Consider the following 17282-nt stretch of genomic DNA (forward strand, 5'->3'; position numbering starts at 1 on the left):
CGTTCGTCTACGACTGGTTGGTCGGCTACCGGCTCGCCCTCGGCAGCTTCGTGCCGCAACCGGCGGCCCTCATTTCCGTCGCCGGACCGGCGGGTTCGTGCCCGCCGGTCCGGACGTCAGGAAGGCCCGGTCAGCTCAGACCCGGGTGACCCGCACCGCGTCGGCGATCACGTATCCGGCGGCGTTGGTCCAGCGGCTCACGCCGACCAGATTGCGGTCGCCGGCGGCAAGGTTGAAGGTGCCGATCGAACGCCACGCCCCGCCGCCGGTGCGCTGGTCCACGTTCACCGTCTGGTTGCCCGCGGCGGTGACCACGACGTGCGGCGCCGAGCTGTTGTAGCCGGCGTCGGCCGGGTACCACACATCGACCCGGTGGTTGCCGGCCGCCGGGATGTTCACCTTGAACCAGGCCGCGTCACTCTCGAGCACCGGGTTCGCGAAGCGGTACTCGGTGCCGTAGCGCTGCGCCGAGTAGGCCGAGGAGGACCAGTTGGCGCTCGCGGTGAAGCGGCCCGCGGTGGCGTTGTCCACGATGGTGCTGAACGACGTCGGCGGCGGCGTGGTAGCCAGGCCCAGGTAGGCGGCGATGCCCTGGGCGTGCGCGCGCGCGACGGCGGTGATGAAGTCGGCGCGCTTGAGCAGGTTCGTGTCGGCGACCGAGTCGATGAACAGGTTCTCGGTCAGCACCGCCGGCATGGCGCTCTCGCGAAGGACGTGGAAGTTGGCGGTCTTCTGCCCCCGGTCGGTCACTGATCCGATCGACCGCATGCCGGAGATGATCCGCGGGTGGAGGGCGTTGTGCAGGCTGAGGTCCCCCGAACCCCCGCTGGGATAGCGGTAGCTCTCGAAGCCGGTGCCGCCGCCGGAGTTGATGTGGATGCTCACGAAGATGTTCGCGCCCCAGGCGTTGGCGTCGTCCGTGCGGTAGGCGAGGCTGCGGGTGAGGTCGGTCGTGCGGGACATTCGCACGTCGACGCTGTAGTTGGCCAGCAGGATGTCGCGCACCTGGAGCGAGATGGCGAGGGTGAGGTTCTTCTCCTGCAGGCCGTTGCCGACCGCGCCGGAGTCGGTGCCGCCGTGGCCCGGGTCGATGTAGACGCGGGGAAGGGCGGCCTGCGCGCGGCCGGCGAGCAGGGGTGCGGCCAGTACGCCCGCCGCGGTGGCGAGGAGGGTGCGGCGTCGCACGGCGGAGTTACCAAAACTGGACATTGACGCCTCTCGACTACGGAGTGGGGTGGGGTGGCGGGCTGGGCCTCGCGTCACGGCCGACGATGTGCTCGGCCCCGACCGGCGTGATCCAGAAGACGTTCCCGGCGAGATCGTAACGAGCATCGATGCCTGCGTGAAGAATGTTTACGCGAAATTATCCTGATCTTGGAAGATTCCTACATGCGGGAGGGCCTGTGGCGCCCCCATCGTCTGCCATCATGTCCCCGTGTTCGAGCTCGGTTCGCGTTCCAGGCAGACCTTGACCTTCATGCTGCCTGAGGACGTCTCCGCGTTCGGCGACGCGGTGGCGCCGTCGATCGGAGGGCTCGCGCAGTGGGCGACGCACGACCGGGAATCGGGCGTCGTCCTTCACGAGTCGCTGTCGTCCGCGATGCGGCACGGCTGCATCCAGGCGTTTCTGCATCTCCTCGGGCGGGACGGCGGCGTGGTGGGGCCCGCCATCCAGTACCTGCACACGCGCGTGTGGACGACGGACGCCGACGTCCTCGAGGCGACGGGCGGCCGATACCGGCCGGTCGGGGCCCAGCCCGAGGAGATGCAGCCCGGCCGACTGGCTTTCAAGTGGTTCCCGGAGGCCGAGGCGGACCGCGTGCAGAGGGACTTCGTCGAGTTGGTCGGCCTTGCGTGGAAGGCGCTCAACGGGGTGACCTCCCCGCACCTGATGACGGCCGCCGGCAAGCCGGTCCGCAACTGGCGTATCGGGCCGGCGGCAAAGGCGTGGGTGCGGCGGGACCAGGGCCGCGTCCTGCACGACGGCGCACTGCACCTGCGACTCAAGGAACCGGGCAGGTGTGGGCCGGCGTGACGGCCCCCGGGCGTCCAACCTCACCGGCGGCGGATTTCTCCAGTCGATTCACGTCAGGTGGATGACTTTCTGCGTCACTGCGCTGCTTAGTTTTTGCAGAGTCGTGACGTAGCATTGCGGCGTGACGAAGCGACTGACCGAGGTGGCCCGGAAGGCGGGCGTCAGCGAGGCGACGGTCAGCCGGGTGCTCAACGGTCGCGGTGGCGTCTCCGAGTCCACCCGCACCGCCGTGCTCACCGCGCTGGACGTGCTCGGCTACGAACGGCCCACCAAGCTGCGGGGGGAGCGGGCCCGACTGGTCGGGCTGGTGCTGCCCGAGTTGCAGAACCCGATCTTCCCGGCGCTCGCCGAGGTGGTCACCGGGACGCTGGCCCAGCGCGGCTACACCCCGGCGCTGTGCGCCCGGACCATCGGCGGCGTGCCCGAGTCGGACTACGTCGAGATGCTGCTCGACCACCAGGTGTCCGGCATCATCTTCGCCGGCGGGTCGTACGCGCTCGCCGGCGCCTCGCACGACCACTACCGCCGGCTGACCGACCGGGGGCTGCCGGTCGTGCTGGTGAACGCGGGCGTCGACGCGCTGGACTTCCCCCGTGTCTCCACGGACGACGCGGTCGCGGTGGAGCAGGCGTACGGGCACCTGCGGTCGCTCGGCCACGAGCGGATCGGCATCGTGCTGGGCCCGGAGGACCACGTTCCGTCGCGGCGCAAGCTGGCCGCGTTGGCGCGGATCGCCGGCTGGCGGGAGCCGGGCGAGCTCGTGGAGCGGTCCAGCTTCTCGATGGAGGGGGCCCGGGTCGCCGCCGCCAAGCTGGTGGACCGGGGCGTCACCGGCGTCATCTGCGCCAGCGACGTCCTGGCGCTGGGCACGATCCGCGCGGTACGCCGGCTCGGGTTGTCGGTGCCCGGCGACGTGTCGGTGGTCGGCTTCGACGACTCGGCGTTCATGACCTGCACCGACCCGCCGCTGACCACCGTGCGGCAGCCGATCGAGACGATGGGCCAGGCAGCCGTGAACCTCCTGGTCACCCAGATCGACGGCGCCGGCGTCCTGCGCGACGAGCTGCTGTTCGAGCCCGAGCTGGTGGTGCGCGGTTCCACCGCGCCCGCCCCCCGCCGCTGACCGGGTCAGCCCCCGTCACGGGCCCGCCCGTCGGCCACCGTTCCCGCCGCTGACCTGTCGCGCCGGGCGCTGATCGGCCCCGGCCACCGGCCGCCTCCCTCGCCGCTGAGCGACGCTCCGGCCGTCGACCGCTTCTCGCGGTCGACGGCCGGAGCGTCGTTGCCGGCCCCGAGTGGCGCCGGCCCGATCCACGTCCAGCGTGGCCTCACCCAGCCGTGAGCACCAAAAGGGGCAAACTCTGCCACTCGGGGCAACTCCCAGGCTTTGTCCATATCTGCCGTCCAGCAGTCGTTAATTTTCATAGCGCGATCGATACCTTGCTGAAATGAGTTCGTCTCGCTACAGTGACTCCACTCACAGCCTGGCCCCGACCGGCACGGCCACAGGGGCAGGTCGCATGGCCGATACAGATCAGTAGCAGGGCCGCGGTGCCGGTCACCGCAGCTCAGCGAGCTCATGGAGACACCCGTTCCCGAAGGGATGGACAGATGTCCGTACCGCAGTACCGGAAGGCTGCGGCGTTGGCGCTCGTGGCGGGCCTGGGGCTCAGCCTCGCGGCCTGCTCCACGAAGAGCGACGACGCAGCGAGCGATGCGAGCGGCAAGGTGACCATCACCGTCGACTGCCAGCCGGTCGGCTCCCAGAAAGAGTTGTTGAAGAACTGGAACGACGACGTCGCCGAGTTCCAGCGGCAGAACCCAGACATCGTCGTCAAGAGCGTCAGCGTCGGCGAGCAGTGCAACAACCCGCCGGACTTCACCGCCCGCCTCGCCGGCGGCACCGTGACCGACGTGTTCTACGGATACATGACCGATCTCCAGCAGGTGCTCGACTCCGGTCAGGCGATGGACATCACCGAGTTCGCCACCAAGGACACGGTCCCGACCTGGGACAGCGTCGACCCGGCACTCAAGGAGGTCTTCAGCGACGGCGGCAAGCTCTACGCCGTCCCGGTGAAGAACTACTCGATGGGCCTCGTCTACAACAAGGCCCTGTTCCAGCAGGCGGGGCTCGACGCGAACAACCCGCCCAAGACGTGGGGCGAGGTCCGGTCCGCCGCCAAGAAGATCTCCGCGCTGGGCAACGGCATCGCCGGCTACGCGGAGTACAGCGCCGGCAACACCGGAGGCTGGCACTTCATCTCCCTGCTCTACTCCCAGGGCGGGCAGGTGCTGACCCCGGACGGCAAGAAGGCAGACTTCAACAACGCCACGGGCAAGCAGGTCCTGCAGAATCTCAAGGACATGCGGTACGGCGACAACAGCATGGGCGCCCGCCAACTGTTGCAGTGGGGCGACCTGCTGACCAACGCCGGCGCGGGCAAGGTCGGCATGTTCATCGGCGCGCCGGACGCCACCCAGGCGATCGTCAGCCAGTTCCAGGGCAAGTTCCAGGACTGGGCGATGGCCCCGCTGCCCGGCCAGGACGGTGCGGCAAAGGGGACGCTCGGTGGTGGCGAGGGTTACTTCTTCAAGAAGGGCCAATCCCCCGAGCAGGTCAGGGCCGGTCTGAAGTGGATCGCGTACCAGAAGCTGACGCCGGGCAAGGGTCAGTTCGACTACGTCCGGGCCAAGCCGCAGAACTACCCGGTGGGCCTGCCCCAGCCGCTGCTCTTCGCCAACGGCAGCGACGCGCAGAAGCAGGAACTGGAGCTGCGCAAGGCGAACGCGAACCTCGACACCGCGAACTTCGCGATCTTCGAGGCGAACCCGGTGCCGATCAAGGGTGAGCCACGCAACGCGCAGGCGATCTACGCGGTGCTCGACGCCGCGATGTCCGGTGTGCTGACGAACCCGAACGCGAACATCGACGCGCTTCTCGCAACGGCCGAGGACAAGGTCAACAAGCTCCTCGCCGCCGAGGGCTGATCCGATGCTGTGGGGGCCGGACCGCCGGCCCCCACACCCTCCGCGCCGCACCGTCCGGTCACTGAATCACGCAGGAGTTGCCTTGGCGATCACCACCGCCCCGGGGACCAGGAGAGAACCGGGACGCCCCGCCTCGTCGGACCCGGCAGGGCCGCGGCGTGCGAGCCTCCGCCGCAAGGTACGGGACAACCTCACCGGGCACGCGTTCCTGCTCGGCGCCGTGGTCTGCTTCGCGTTCTTCTCCTGGTATCCGATGATCCGTGGCGTCGTCATGAGCTTCCAGCGCACCCGGCGCGGCGTCACGACCTGGGTCGGCTGGGACAACTACGACCGCATCATCGCCGATCCCAGCTTCTGGACGGCCTGGAAGAACACGTTCTTCTTCACGGTTCTCGCGCTCGTGCTCGGGTACGCCGTGCCGTTCTTCGTGGCGATCCTGCTCAACGAGTTCCGCCACGCCAGGGGATACCTGCGGATCCTGGTCTACCTGCCGGTGATGCTGCCGCCGGCCTCGGCGCTCTTCCTCTTCAAGTTCTACGCGTACGACCCCAGCGACGCGGGACTGTTCAACTCGATCCTCAAGGCGCTGCACCTGCCCACCTCGCAGTGGATGCAGTCCTCCGGGATGACGATGCCGGCGATGGTGCTCGCGTCGACCTGGATGAACATGGGCGGCGCGGTACTGATCTACCTGGCGGCACTGCAGAACATCCCCGGCGAACTCTACGAAGCGGCCGAGCTCGACGGCGCCGGGGTCTGGCGGCGGATCCGCAACGTCACGATCCCGCAGACCCGGCTGATCCTCGGGCTCCTGGCGATGCTGCAGATCGTCGCCACGATGCAGTTCTTCATCGAGCCGCTGATTCTCGCGAACGGTACGGGCGCGGAGGACTCCGCCACCTCGGTGGCGTACCTCATCTACCAGCACGGGTTCTTCCAGAACGACCTCAACGGCGCCGCGGCGCTCGGCGTGATCATGCTCGTGGTGCTGGCCGGCTTCTCCGCCGTGTACGTGCGGCTGAGCACGAAACAGGATTAGGACGGGGCGAGGAAATGGCACAGGACTCAGGGACCCGGACCCTCGTCTCCCATGCCCAGCTCAGGCGGGGACGCGGCAGGGTCATCTACTGGACGCTGCTCACCGTCGTCGTCGTGGGCTTCACGCTCGTCTTCCTCGGGCCGCTCTACTGGATGGTCACCGGCGCGCTCAAGTCCGGCCAGGAGATCGCGCAGACCCCGCCGTCGCTGTTCCCGAAGGATCCACAACTGCAGAACTACGCCGACGCGTGGAACAACCTCGATCTCGCCAAGCTGCTGTTCAACACGTTCTACTACGCGGCCGGCGCGCTGCTGTTCCAACTCGTCCTCGACACCGCCGCGGCGTACGCCCTGTCGAAGCTTCGACCGGCGTTCGGCAACGTGATCCTCGGCCTGATGCTGGCGACGCTGATGATTCCGGCGATGGTCCTCATCGTTCCGCAGTACGTGACCGTGATCGATCTGCCGATCCTGCACCTCAACCTGCTCGACTCGCCGTTCGCCATCTGGCTGCCCGCCGTCGCGAACGCGTTCAACATCTTCCTGCTGAAACGGTTCTTCGACTCGATCCCGGAGGAGCTGATGGCGGCGGCCCTCGTGGACGGGGCGACGCCGCTGCGCACGCTGTGGTCGATCATCCTGCCGATGTCGCGTCCCATCCTCGGCGTAGTTTCGATCTTCGCCGTGACGGCGGTCTGGAAGGACTTCCTCTGGCCGAAGCTGGTCATGCCGTCGCCCGAGACCCGGACGGTCAGCGTCGGCATCTACGCCTTCTCGGGCGGCACACCCATGAACGTCGTGATCGCCGCGTCGGTCATCGCCGCGATCCCGACCGTAGTCGTCTTTCTGATCTTCCAGCGGAACATCATGTCCGGCCTGACCACAGGCAGCCTCAAGGGATAGCCCGAAGGCGCGGACGCTGGGCATCGCAGCCTTCAGGCGGGCTCGATGAAGGGCCGACGCGCCGCCCCACCACCAGCGCGACCTCCCGCGGCGAACAACGACCGTTCGCCCGACACACATCCAGGTCCGGCGAATCCGCCGACGTACCGACGCAGAAAGCAGGTGCCCGTGCCCACAGCAGACAACTGTCCGTGGTGGCGTGGAGCGGTGATCTACCAGGTGTATCCGCGTAGCTTCGCCGACGGCAACGGCGACGGCATCGGCGACATCGCCGGCATCCGGTCCCGACTGGGTCACCTGTCCGCGCTCGGCGTCGACGCCATCTGGTTCAGCCCCTGGTATCCCTCCCCGATGGCCGACGCCGGCTACGACGTCGCCGACTACCGGGACATCGATCCGACGTTCGGCAGCCTCGCCGAGGCCGAGGCGCTGATCGCCGAGGCGCACGAGCTGGGCATCCGGATCATCGTCGACGTGGTGCCCAACCACTGCTCCGACGTGCACCCCTGGTTCCAGGCGGCGCTGGCCGGCGGCCCGGACGCCCCCGAGCGGGAGTTGTTCTGGTTCCGCCCCGGCCGGGGCCCCGGCGGCGACCAGCGGCCCACCGACTGGGTGTCCCAGTTCGGTGGGGACACCTGGACCCGCACCACCAACCCGGACGGCACCCCCGGCGACTGGTACCTGCACCTGTTCGCCCCGGAGCAGCCCGACCTCAACTGGGACCACCCGCGCGTGCGTGCCGAGTTCGAGGACATCCTGCGGTTCTGGTTCGACCGGGGGGTGGACGGCATCCGGATCGACTCGGCCGCCCTGCTGGTGAAGGACCCGGCGCTGCCCGAGGTGACCGACGGCGCCCCGAGCCCCTTCGTCGACCTCGACGCGGTGCACGACATCTACCGCGGCTGGCGGCGGATCGCCGACGGGTACCCGGGCGACCGGGCGCTGATCGGCGAGGTGTGGCTGCCGGACCGGGAGCGGTTCGCCAACTACCTGCGTCCCGACGAGCTGCACTCGGCGTTCAACTTCGACTTCCTCGGCTGCGCCTGGGACGCGGCGGCGCTGCGCCGGTGCGTCGACGACACGCTCGCCGCGCACGCTCCGGTCGGCGCCCCCGCCACCTGGGTGCTCTCCAACCACGACGTGACCCGGCACGTGACCCGGTACGGCCGCGACGACACCACGTTCAGCTTCGCCACCAAGCGCGAGGGCGTCCCCACCGACCTGGAGCTGGGCACCGTCCGCGCCCGCGCGGCGGCGCTGCTCAGCCTGGCCCTGCCCGGCGCGGTCTACGTCTACCAGGGCGAGGAGCTGGGCCTGTGGGAGGTCGAGGACATCCCGGTCGAGCTGCGCCAGGATCCGATGTGGAACCGCTCGGGGCACGGCCGGGACGGCTGCCGGGTGCCGCTGCCCTGGGCCGGCGACGCGCCGCCGTTCGGGTTCAACCCCGACGGCGCTGCGGGGGCGCCGTGGCTGCCCCAGCCCGCCGAGTGGAAGGACCGCACGGTCCGGGCGCAGACCGACGACCCGCACTCGATGCTGGAGCTGTACCGGACGGCGATCGGCGTCCGGCGTGCCGAACCGGGCCTCGGTGACGGGGAGATGCGCTGGCTCGGCTCGCCCGACGGGGTGCTCGCCTTCACCCGGGGGGCCGCCTTCGTCTGCCTGGTGAACCTGGGCGCGACCCCGGTTCCGCTGCCCGCGCACGAGACGCGGCTGCTGGCCAGCGGGCCGCTGGAGGGAGATCTCCTCCCGCCCGACACCGCCGTCTGGCTGCGCACCGCCGACACACCGCCCGCCCGATCGGAAGGAGGACCAGCCGCAGCGAAACACCCTTCCACGGGGGACCTGGCCTGCTGACGAAACGGAGAGCCACTCGCATGGCCCACCACACCACCGGCACCACCGTTGCACCCACCGGAAGACCCGCCCGCGCCGTGCTGGCCGCGTTCGCCGGCGCCGCGCTCGTGGCGACCGCCGTCTCGGTCGTCTCGTTCTCCACCGCGACCCCGGCCCGCGCCGCCGGGCTGTCCCCGTTCGACATCGTCGGCCGCGGCGCCACCGTCCCGTTCGTCGAGCACGAGGCGGAGAAGGCGGCGCACACCGGCACGAAGATCGGCCCGACCCGCTACTACGGCCAGCTGCCGTCCGAGGCGTCCGGCCGGGAGGCGGTCACCCTCGACGCGGTCGGCGAGTACGTCGAGTTCACCCTCACCGCCCCGGCCAACGCGGTGACCTTCCGCTACAGCCTGCCCGACAACGCCGCCGGCACCGGCCGGGACGCCAGCATCGACCTGCGGGCCAACGGCTCCCTGGTCAAGGCCGTCCCGGTGACCTCCCGGTACGGCTGGTACTACGGCGGATACCCGTTCAACAACAACCCGGGCGACACCAACCCGCACCACTTCTACGACGAGTCCCGGACGATGTTCGGGACCACGTACCCCGCGGGCACGAAGATCCGGTTGCAGGTCTCCTCGACCGCCCAGTCGCCGACCTTCACCATCGACCTGGCCGACTTCGAGCTGGTCACGGCGATCGCCAAGCCCGCCGGCGTCCTCGACGTGGTCACCGACTTCGGCGCGGACGCGAGCGGGGCCACCGACTCGACGGCGAAGTTCCAGGCGGCGGTCGACGCCGGCAGGGCCCAGGGCCGGGCGGTCTGGATTCCCGCCGGCACCTTCACCCTCTGGGACCACGTCGTCGTCGACGGGGTGACCCTGCGCGGCGCGGGCCCGTGGTACTCGGTGCTCGGCGGCCGGCACCCCACCGACCGCAAGCGCGCGGCCGGCATCTACGGCAAGTACGTCCCCGGCGGCGGGTACACGGGGGAGATCCGGCCGCACGAGGCCGGCGGCCCCAGCCGCAACGTCACCCTGCGCGACTTCGCGATCATCGGGGACATCCGGGAGCGGGTCGACGACGACCAGGTCAACGCCATGGGCGGCGCGATGACCGACTCGGTGGTCGACAACGTCTGGATGCAGCACACCAAGGTCGGGGCCTGGATGGACGGCCCGATGGACAACCTCACCATCCGCAACAGCCGGATCCTCGACCAGACCGCGGACGGGGTGAACTTCCACTGGGGGGTCACCAACTCGACGGTGACCAACACGTTCGTCCGCAACACCGGCGACGACGCCCTCGCGATGTGGGCGCAGAGCGTGCCGAACGTGAACAACTCCTTCACCCGCAACACCATCGGCGTCACCATCCTGGCGAACCACCTGGTCAGCTACGGCGGCCGGGACATCAGGATCACCGACAACGTGACGGCCGACTCGGTGACCAACGGCGGCGGCATCCACGTCGCCAACCGCTACCCCGGGGTGCAGGGCGCCACGTCCGTCAAGGGCACCTGGACGATCGCCCGCAACACCCTGATCCGCAACGGCAACTCCGACTACAACTGGAACTTCGGCGTCGGCGCGATCTGGTTCTCCGCGCTCAACGAGGCTATCCAGGGCGCGACGGTCAACATCACCGACACCGACATCCTGGACAGCTCCTACGCGGCGCTGCACTGGATCGAGGGGCAGAGCAGCGGGATCAACCTCAACAACGTCCGGATCGACGGCGCCGGGACGTACGCGCTCCAGGTGCAGGCGCCCAGCCAGGTGTCGTTCACCGGCGTGCGGGCCACCGGGATCGCGCAGAGCAACCCGATGCACAACTGCGTGGGCGGCGGCTTCCAGATCAGCCAGGGCGCCGGCAACTCCGGCTGGTACACCGCCACCCCGTACTGCGGGCCGTGGCCCACGCCGCAGTGGGGCAACGGCCCGACCACCCCGCCGCCCACCGGTACCCCGCCCACCACGCCGCCGCCGACCACGCCGCCCCCGACCACGCCGCCCCCCACCGGCGGGAACCTCGCCCAGGGCCGGCCGGTGGCCGCGTCGAGCGCGTCGCAGAACTACGTGGCCGGCAACGCGGTCGACGGCAACCCGGCCAGCTACTGGGAGAGCGCCAACAACGCCTTCCCGCAGTCGCTGACCGTCGACCTGGGCGCCGCCCGGTCGGTGTCCCGGGTGGTGCTGAAGTTGCCCCCGGCGACCGCGTGGCAGACCCGCACCCAGACGGTCGCGGTGCTCGGCTCGACCGACGGCTCGTCGTACACCACGCTCAAGCCCTCCGCCGGCTACGCGTTCAACCCGGCGAGCGGCAACACCGTGACCGTCACCTTCCCCGCCGCCTCCCAGCGGTACGTGCGGGTGACCGTCACCGGCAACACCGCCTGGCCGGCCGGGCAGCTCTCCGAGTTCGAGGTCCACTCCGCCTGACGGCGCCAGTCTCCGGGCCGGTCGGTGCGTCCCCGCGACCCGGCCGGCCCGGCAGCCCCACCCCGCCGCGGCATCCCCCGGTCAGCGGCGGCACCACCACCCCCGAGAGAAGGTGCAGCTCCGCCATGCCCGGAAACAGCACGAGACGACGTACCCCCAGCCGGTGGCTGACCGCCGGCCTGCTGGCCACCGGACTGCTGGTCTCCGGCGTCCCCGCCCTGCCCGCAGCCGCGTCGGCCGCCCCGGCCGGACCCCGTGGTGGCGCTGCGCCGGCCGCCGCGCCGGTGCCCGCGACCGCGGCGGCACTGGCCGGGATCTCCGCCACCATGACCGCCAGCAGCGTCAGCCAGAACTACGGCCCGGGCAACGCCAACGACGGCAACCCGGACACCTACTGGGAGAGCGCCAACACCGCCTTCCCGCAGTGGCTCCAGGCCGACCTCGGCGCCACCGTCACCGTGGACCGGCTGGTGCTGAAGCTGCCGCCGGCCGCCGCCTGGCAGACCCGCACCCAGACGCTGTCCGTGCAGGGCAGCACGAACGGCTCGTCCTTCACCACCCTGAAGGCGTCCGCCGGGTACACCTTCGACCCGGCCACCGGAAACACGGTGACCATCACGTTCGCCGCCGCCAGCAGCCGGTACGTCCGGCTCAACCTCACCGCCAACACCGGCTGGCCCGCCGGCCAGGTCTCCGAGTTCGAGCTGTACGGGCCGGCGGCCGGGGACACCCAGGCGCCGAGCGCGCCCGCCAACCTGGCCTACACCCAGCCGGCCAGCGGACAGATCAGACTGACCTGGACGGCCTCCACCGACAACGTGGGGGTGACCGGTTACGACGTCTACGCCAACAACGCGCTGCGCGGCAGCGTCGCCGGCACCGTGCTGACCTACACCGACAACCAGCCCGCCAGCGCCACCGTCTCGTACCATGTGCGGGCGCGCGACGCCGCCGGCAACCAGTCGGCGAACAGCAACACGGTGACCCGCACCGGCAGCGGCACCGGCGGCACCAACCTCGCCGTCGGCAAGCCGATCACCGCCTCGTCGTACGTGCACACGTTCGTCGCGACCAACGCCAACGACAACAACGCGGCGACGTACTGGGAGAGCAACGGCCAGCCGGGCACCCTGACCGTGCAGCTCGGGGCGAACGCCGGCGTCAGCTCCGTGGTGCTGAGGCTGAACCCGGACTCGTCGTGGGGCCCCCGCACCCAGACGGTGCAGGTGCTCGGCCGGGAGCAGAGCGCCTCGGCGTTCACCAGCCTGGTCGGCCCGGCCAGCTACCCGTTCAACCCGGCGTCGGGCAACACGGTGACCATCCCGGTCTCCGCCACCGCCGCCGACGTGCGGCTGACCTTCACCGCCAACTCCGGCGCCCCCGGCGGGCAGGTGGCCGAGTTCCAGGTCATCGGCACGCCGGCCGCCAACCCGGACCTGACCGTCACCGGCCTGTCGGCCAGCCCGGCCAACCCCACCGAGACCGACGCCGTCACGGTCTCCGCCACCGTCCGCAACGCCGGCACGGCGGCCTCCGCCGCGACCAACGTCAACCTCTACCTGGGCGGCGTGCGGGTCGGCACCGCCGCCGTCGGCGCCCTGGCGGCCGGCGCCTCGACCACCGTCACGGCGAACATCGGGGCCCGCGCGGCGGGCAGCTACCCGCTGAGCGCCAAGGTCGACGAGGCCAACACCGTCATCGAGCAGGACGAGACGAACAACAGCTACACCAGCCCGTCGCCGCTGGTGGTCAGCCCGGTCGCCAGCTCGGACCTGGTCGCCCAGTCGGTCGACTGGACGCCCGGCAACCCGTCGGCGGGCAGCACCGTCACCTTCACCGTCGCCCTGCGCAACGCGGGCACCGTCGCGTCGGCGTCCGGGGCGCACGGCATCACGCTGACCGTGCTCAACGACGCCGGCGCCGTGGTCCGCACCCTGACCGGCTCGTACTCCGGCGTGATCAACGCCGGGGCCACCGTCGGCCCGGTCAACCTGGGCACCTGGACCGCCGCGAACGGCAGGTACACCGTCCGGGTGGCGCTCGCCGTCGACGCCAACGAGCTGCCGGTCAAGCAGCAGAACAACACCAGCGAACGGCCGCTGTTCGTCGGCCGGGGCGCCAACATGCCGTACGACATGTACGAGGCCGAGGACGGCGTGGTCGGCGGCGGCGCGGCCGTGCTCGGGCCGAACCGGGACATCGGCGACCTGGCCGGCGAGGCGTCCGGGCGGCGGGCGGTCACCCTCAACACCACCGGCAGCTACGTCGAGTGGACCACCCGGGGCAGCACCAACACCCTGGTCACCCGGTTCTCCATCCCGGACGCCCCGGGCGGCGGCGGGATCAACTCCACGCTGAACGTCTACGTCAACGGCGCCTTCCACAAGGCCATCGACCTGACCTCCCGGTACGCCTGGCTCTACGGGGCCGAGGCCAGCCCCGGCAACTCGCCGGGCGCGGGCGGACCGCGGCACATCTACGACGAGGCCAACGTCATGCTCAACTCGACGGTGCCGGCCGGCAGCAGGATCCGGCTCCAGAAGGACCCGGCGAACACCACCACGTACGCGATCGACTTCGTCAACACCGAGCAGGTCGCGCCGATCGCCAATCCGGACCCGGCGAAGTACACCACGCCGGCCGGCTTCACCCACTCCGACGTGCAGAACGCCCTGGACCGGGTGCGGATGGACAGCACCGGCAACCTGGTCGGGGTCTACCTGCCCGCCGGCAACTACTCGACCGCGTCGAAGTTCCAGGTGTACGGCAAGGCGGTCAAGGTGACCGGCGCCGGCCCCTGGTACACCCGCTTCAACGCCCCGTCGGGCCAGGACAACACCGACATCGGCTTCCGCGCCGAGAACTCGGCGGCCGGCTCGTCCTTCGCGAACTTCGCCTACTTCGGCAACTACACCTCGCGGATCGACGGCCCGGGCAAGGTGTTCGACTTCTCCAACGTGTCGAACATCGTGATCGACAACATCTGGAACGAGCACATGGTGTGCCTCTACTGGGGCGCGAACACCGACTACATGACCATCAGGAACTCCCGGATCCGGAACATGTTCGCCGACGGCATCAACATGACCAACGGGAGCACCAACAACCTGGTCAGCAACAACGACGCCCGGGCGACCGGCGACGACAGCTTCGCGCTCTTCTCGGCGATCGACGCGGGTGGCGCCGACATGCGGGACAACATCTACGAGAACCTGACCTCCACCCTGACCTGGCGGGCCGCCGGGGTGGCCGTCTACGGCGGCTACGCCAACACGTTCCGTAACATCTACATCGCGGACACCCTGGTCTACTCGGGCATCACGATCAGCTCGCTCGACTTCGGGTACCCGATGAACGGCTTCGGGGCCGACCCGCCCACCAGGTTCGAGAACATCTCGATCGTGCGGGCCGGCGGGCACTTCTGGGGTGGGCAGACCTTCCCGGCCATCTGGGTCTTCTCCGCCTCGAAGGTGTTCCAGGGCATCCGGGTCAGCGACGTCGACATCGTCGACCCGACCTACAGCGGCATCATGTTCCAGACCAACTACGTCGGCGGTCAGCCGCAGTTCCCGGTCAAGGACACGATCTTCACCAACGTCTCGATCAGCGGAGCCCGCAAGAGCGGTGACGCGTTCGACGCCAAGTCCGGCTTCGGGATCTGGGTGAACGAGATGCCGGAGGCGGGTCAGGGCCCGGCGGTCGGCTCGGTCACCTTCAACAACCTGCGGATGAGCAACAACGCCCAGGACGTCAAGAACACCACGTCCACCTTCACCATCAACCGGAACTGACCCCATCAGCGCCGGGCGCCGCCGGAGGACACAACCCTCCGGCGGCGCCCGGTCACGTACCGGTCCCGACGCCGATCGTCACAGGCGGTGACCTCTGTCACCTCTGGGGAGAAGGGGAATGAGCTCGGCAGATCCGGGTTTGCAGCCAGGTGTGACTGCTGAACCGATCCCCGCCCGGCGTTGCGCCCACCGGTCGGAGCCGTCCCGGTGACCGCCGCCGGTCTCGACGTCTCCCGGGCGCCGGCGACGCCCCGAATGCCGGGCGACCTGATGAGCCGGCGGCAGCGCCTGCGACTCGTCCTCGTCCTCGGCTCGCTGATCGCGGTGGGCCCGCTGACCATCGACATGTACCTGCCCGCACTGCCCGCGCTCGTCACCGACTTCGACACCACGTCGGCGGCGGTCCAGATGACCCTCACCGGCACGCTGGCGGGCCTCGCCCTCGGCCAACTGGTGATCGGCCCGCTGTCCGACGCCGTCGGGCGACGCAAGCCCCTGATCGCCGGCATCGCGCTGCACGTCGTGGCCTCGTTGCTCTGCGTCGTCGCGCCGAACATCGCGGTCCTCGGCGCGCTGCGGGTGGTGCAGGGACTCGGTGTCGCCGCCGCGTCGGTGGTCGCGATGGCCGTGGTCCGCGACCTGTTCGACGGCACGGAGTTCGCCCGGCTGCTGTCCCGGCTGCTGCTGGTCATGGGCGCGGCGCCGATCCTCGCGCCGACCCTCGGCAGCGGGCTGCTGCGCTGGACGGACTGGCGCGGCGTGTTCGTCGCCCTGGCCGCCTTCGGTGTGCTGCTCGTCGTGGTCGCCGCGCTCGGCCTGCGCGAGACGCTGCCGGCCGAACGGCGCCGGCGCGGCGGGGTGCGCGCAACGGCACGGGTGTACGGCTCGCTGCTGCGGGACCGCACGTTCGTCGGCCTGGTCCTGGTCGCCGGGCTGGCCATGGCGGCGCTGTTCGCGTACGTGGCCGGGTCGTCGTTCGTCCTGCAGGAGCAGTACGGGCTGAACGAGCAGCAGTTCGGGCTGGCCTTCGGCGCGGGCGCGGTCGGCCTGATCGCGGCGACCCAGGGCAACGTACGACTGTTGCGCCGCTACTCGCCGCAGCGGATCCTGGTGGCCGCCCTGGCCGTGGGGACCGTGGCAGGGCTGGCGATGCTCGCCTTCGCCGCGACCGGGTTCGGCGGGCTGCCGAGCCTGCTGGCGTCGCTGTGGGTGGTGCTGGCGGCGGCGGGCCTGGCGATGCCGAACGCGCCGGCCCTGGCCCTGTCCCGGCACGGCGAGGCGGCCGGCACCGCCTCGGCGCTGCTCGGCGCGGTGCAGTTCGGCGTCGGCGCGCTGGCTGCGCCCCTGGTGGGCGCGCTGGGCACCGGCGCGGTGGCGATGGCCGTGGTCGTCGCCGGCGGCATGGTGGCGGCGACGGTGGTGCTGCTGCTGGTGGTGCGCCCGGCCCGGCTCGCCGAGCTGGAGCCGGAGCCGGACGGGGTGGTCGTGGCGGCGCACTGAGCCATCGGGGCCGCGCGTCGGCCGGGGGAGTGCCCGACGCCGCCGCGACGGTCAGCGCAGTGCGGCGTACGCCAGCGGCACGGCGGGTTGGCCGGCCCACGTCCCGGTCAGCCGGTGCCCGGTCAGGCCGGTATCGGCACCGAGGCAGCGGACGACGGCCAGCTCGACCGGGCCGGCGACGATCCGGGTCGGGTCGCCGTCCTCGACCCGGTCGACCGGACCGATCGCCGGGACGTCGGCCGGCCGGGGGCCGTCGGCGGCGACCGCCATGCTGGGCGCCCGGTGTTCGCGCCGGCCGTCCACCTCGACATACTCCTCCGCCTGGGCGCCGTCGGTGAGGACCGCTCGGGCCAGGGCCGCGGCGTAGACCGGGTCGCCGCAGGCGTCGTACACCCAGCGCCGGCCCAGCACCGAGTGCTCGCAGGTCCCGACGAGCCACGCCTCGGCGCCGTCCAGCGGCGTGCCCCGGTAGGTCAGCGGCACCTGATACACCGGTCCCGCCCCGGCTCGGACCAGCATCGTCTCGATCCCGACCGCTCCGGCGGGGTCGTCGAACCGGCAGGCCGCGACCCGTTCGACCGTGCCCCGGTCGGCCCCCCGGAACCAGGGGCGGCCGGGCAGCCAGGTCGCCAGGAGTTCGAGCTTCGTGGGGCGCAGTTCCGCCCGGTGCAGCAACGCCATACCCGGATCATAGGGACGCCGGGTCGAGTCCGAGCCGCCCGGGGCTGTCACCCGAATCCCGAG

The 17282-nt window shown here is 70.7% G+C and carries 11 protein-coding genes; 9 read left to right on the forward strand and 2 right to left on the reverse strand.

What is annotated here, in order from left to right; translation table 11 throughout:
* Positions 1-135 precede the first annotated feature (135 nt).
* A complete protein-coding gene (locus OG559_RS23625) occupies positions 136-1209 on the reverse strand; it encodes an N-acetylmuramoyl-L-alanine amidase (protein WP_405107102.1) in 1074 nt (357 codons plus the stop codon).
* Between the two features lie 226 nt (positions 1210-1435).
* Between OG559_RS23625 and OG559_RS23630 the strand changes: the two genes are divergently transcribed.
* The 9 genes from OG559_RS23630 (at position 1436) to OG559_RS23670 (ending at position 16538) form a co-directional block, all read left to right on the forward strand.
* Positions 1436-2035 (forward strand): hypothetical protein, encoded by a 600-nt coding sequence (locus tag OG559_RS23630; RefSeq protein WP_405107105.1) that lies wholly within the window; start codon positions 1436-1438, stop codon positions 2033-2035.
* A 121-nt stretch (positions 2036-2156) separates the two neighbouring features.
* A complete protein-coding gene (locus OG559_RS23635) occupies positions 2157-3158 on the forward strand; it encodes a LacI family DNA-binding transcriptional regulator (RefSeq protein WP_396673643.1) in 1002 nt (333 codons plus the stop codon).
* A 488-nt stretch (positions 3159-3646) separates the two neighbouring features.
* A complete protein-coding gene (locus OG559_RS23640; RefSeq protein ID WP_405107110.1) occupies positions 3647-5026 on the forward strand; it encodes an ABC transporter substrate-binding protein in 1380 nt (459 codons plus the stop codon).
* An 82-nt stretch (positions 5027-5108) separates the two neighbouring features.
* The gene (locus tag OG559_RS23645; protein ID WP_405107113.1) at positions 5109-6065 is read left to right on the forward strand and encodes a carbohydrate ABC transporter permease; all 957 of its coding nucleotides are present in this window, start codon (positions 5109-5111) and stop codon (positions 6063-6065) included.
* Between the two features lie 14 nt (positions 6066-6079).
* Positions 6080-6967 (forward strand): carbohydrate ABC transporter permease, encoded by an 888-nt coding sequence (locus OG559_RS23650; protein ID WP_405107115.1) that lies wholly within the window; start codon positions 6080-6082, stop codon positions 6965-6967.
* A gap of 168 nt (positions 6968-7135) precedes the next feature.
* Positions 7136-8824 (forward strand): glycoside hydrolase family 13 protein, encoded by a 1689-nt coding sequence (locus OG559_RS23655; RefSeq protein WP_405107118.1) that lies wholly within the window; start codon positions 7136-7138, stop codon positions 8822-8824.
* Between the two features lie 20 nt (positions 8825-8844).
* Positions 8845-11247, forward strand: coding sequence for a discoidin domain-containing protein (locus OG559_RS23660; RefSeq protein WP_405107121.1), 2403 nt, complete (start codon positions 8845-8847; stop codon positions 11245-11247).
* A 125-nt stretch (positions 11248-11372) separates the two neighbouring features.
* On the forward strand, positions 11373-15038 hold the full coding sequence (locus tag OG559_RS23665) for a discoidin domain-containing protein (RefSeq protein WP_405107124.1): 3666 nt from the start codon (positions 11373-11375) through the stop codon (positions 15036-15038).
* 270 nt (positions 15039-15308) lie between these two features.
* Positions 15309-16538 carry a multidrug effflux MFS transporter gene (locus OG559_RS23670; protein WP_405116908.1) on the forward strand — a complete coding sequence of 410 codons (1230 nt, stop codon included), beginning with the start codon at positions 15309-15311 and terminating at the stop codon, positions 16536-16538.
* A 51-nt stretch (positions 16539-16589) separates the two neighbouring features.
* On the opposite strand, the gene OG559_RS23675 is transcribed toward OG559_RS23670, so the two are convergent.
* Positions 16590-17219, reverse strand: a complete 630-nt coding sequence (locus tag OG559_RS23675) for a CG0192-related protein (RefSeq protein WP_405107127.1) — start codon at positions 17217-17219, stop codon at positions 16590-16592.
* Positions 17220-17282 lie beyond the last annotated feature (63 nt).

This window comes from Micromonospora sp. NBC_01405, assembly GCF_045040155.1.
Taxonomy (GTDB): domain Bacteria; phylum Actinomycetota; class Actinomycetes; order Mycobacteriales; family Micromonosporaceae; genus Micromonospora.

Coding starts and splice junctions, on each gene's coding strand:
- OG559_RS23625 (WP_405107102.1), bottom strand. CDS start 1,209: ATGTCCAGTTTTGGTAACTCCGCCGTGCGACGCCGCACCCTCCTCGCC.
- OG559_RS23640 (WP_405107110.1), top strand. CDS start 3,647: ATGTCCGTACCGCAGTACCGGAAGGCTGCGGCGTTGGCGCTCGTGGCG.
- OG559_RS23650 (WP_405107115.1), top strand. CDS start 6,080: ATGGCACAGGACTCAGGGACCCGGACCCTCGTCTCCCATGCCCAGCTC.
- OG559_RS23660 (WP_405107121.1), top strand. CDS start 8,845: ATGGCCCACCACACCACCGGCACCACCGTTGCACCCACCGGAAGACCC.
- OG559_RS23665 (WP_405107124.1), top strand. CDS start 11,373: ATGCCCGGAAACAGCACGAGACGACGTACCCCCAGCCGGTGGCTGACC.
- OG559_RS23670 (WP_405116908.1), top strand. CDS start 15,309: ATGAGCCGGCGGCAGCGCCTGCGACTCGTCCTCGTCCTCGGCTCGCTG.
- OG559_RS23675 (WP_405107127.1), bottom strand. CDS start 17,219: ATGGCGTTGCTGCACCGGGCGGAACTGCGCCCCACGAAGCTCGAACTC.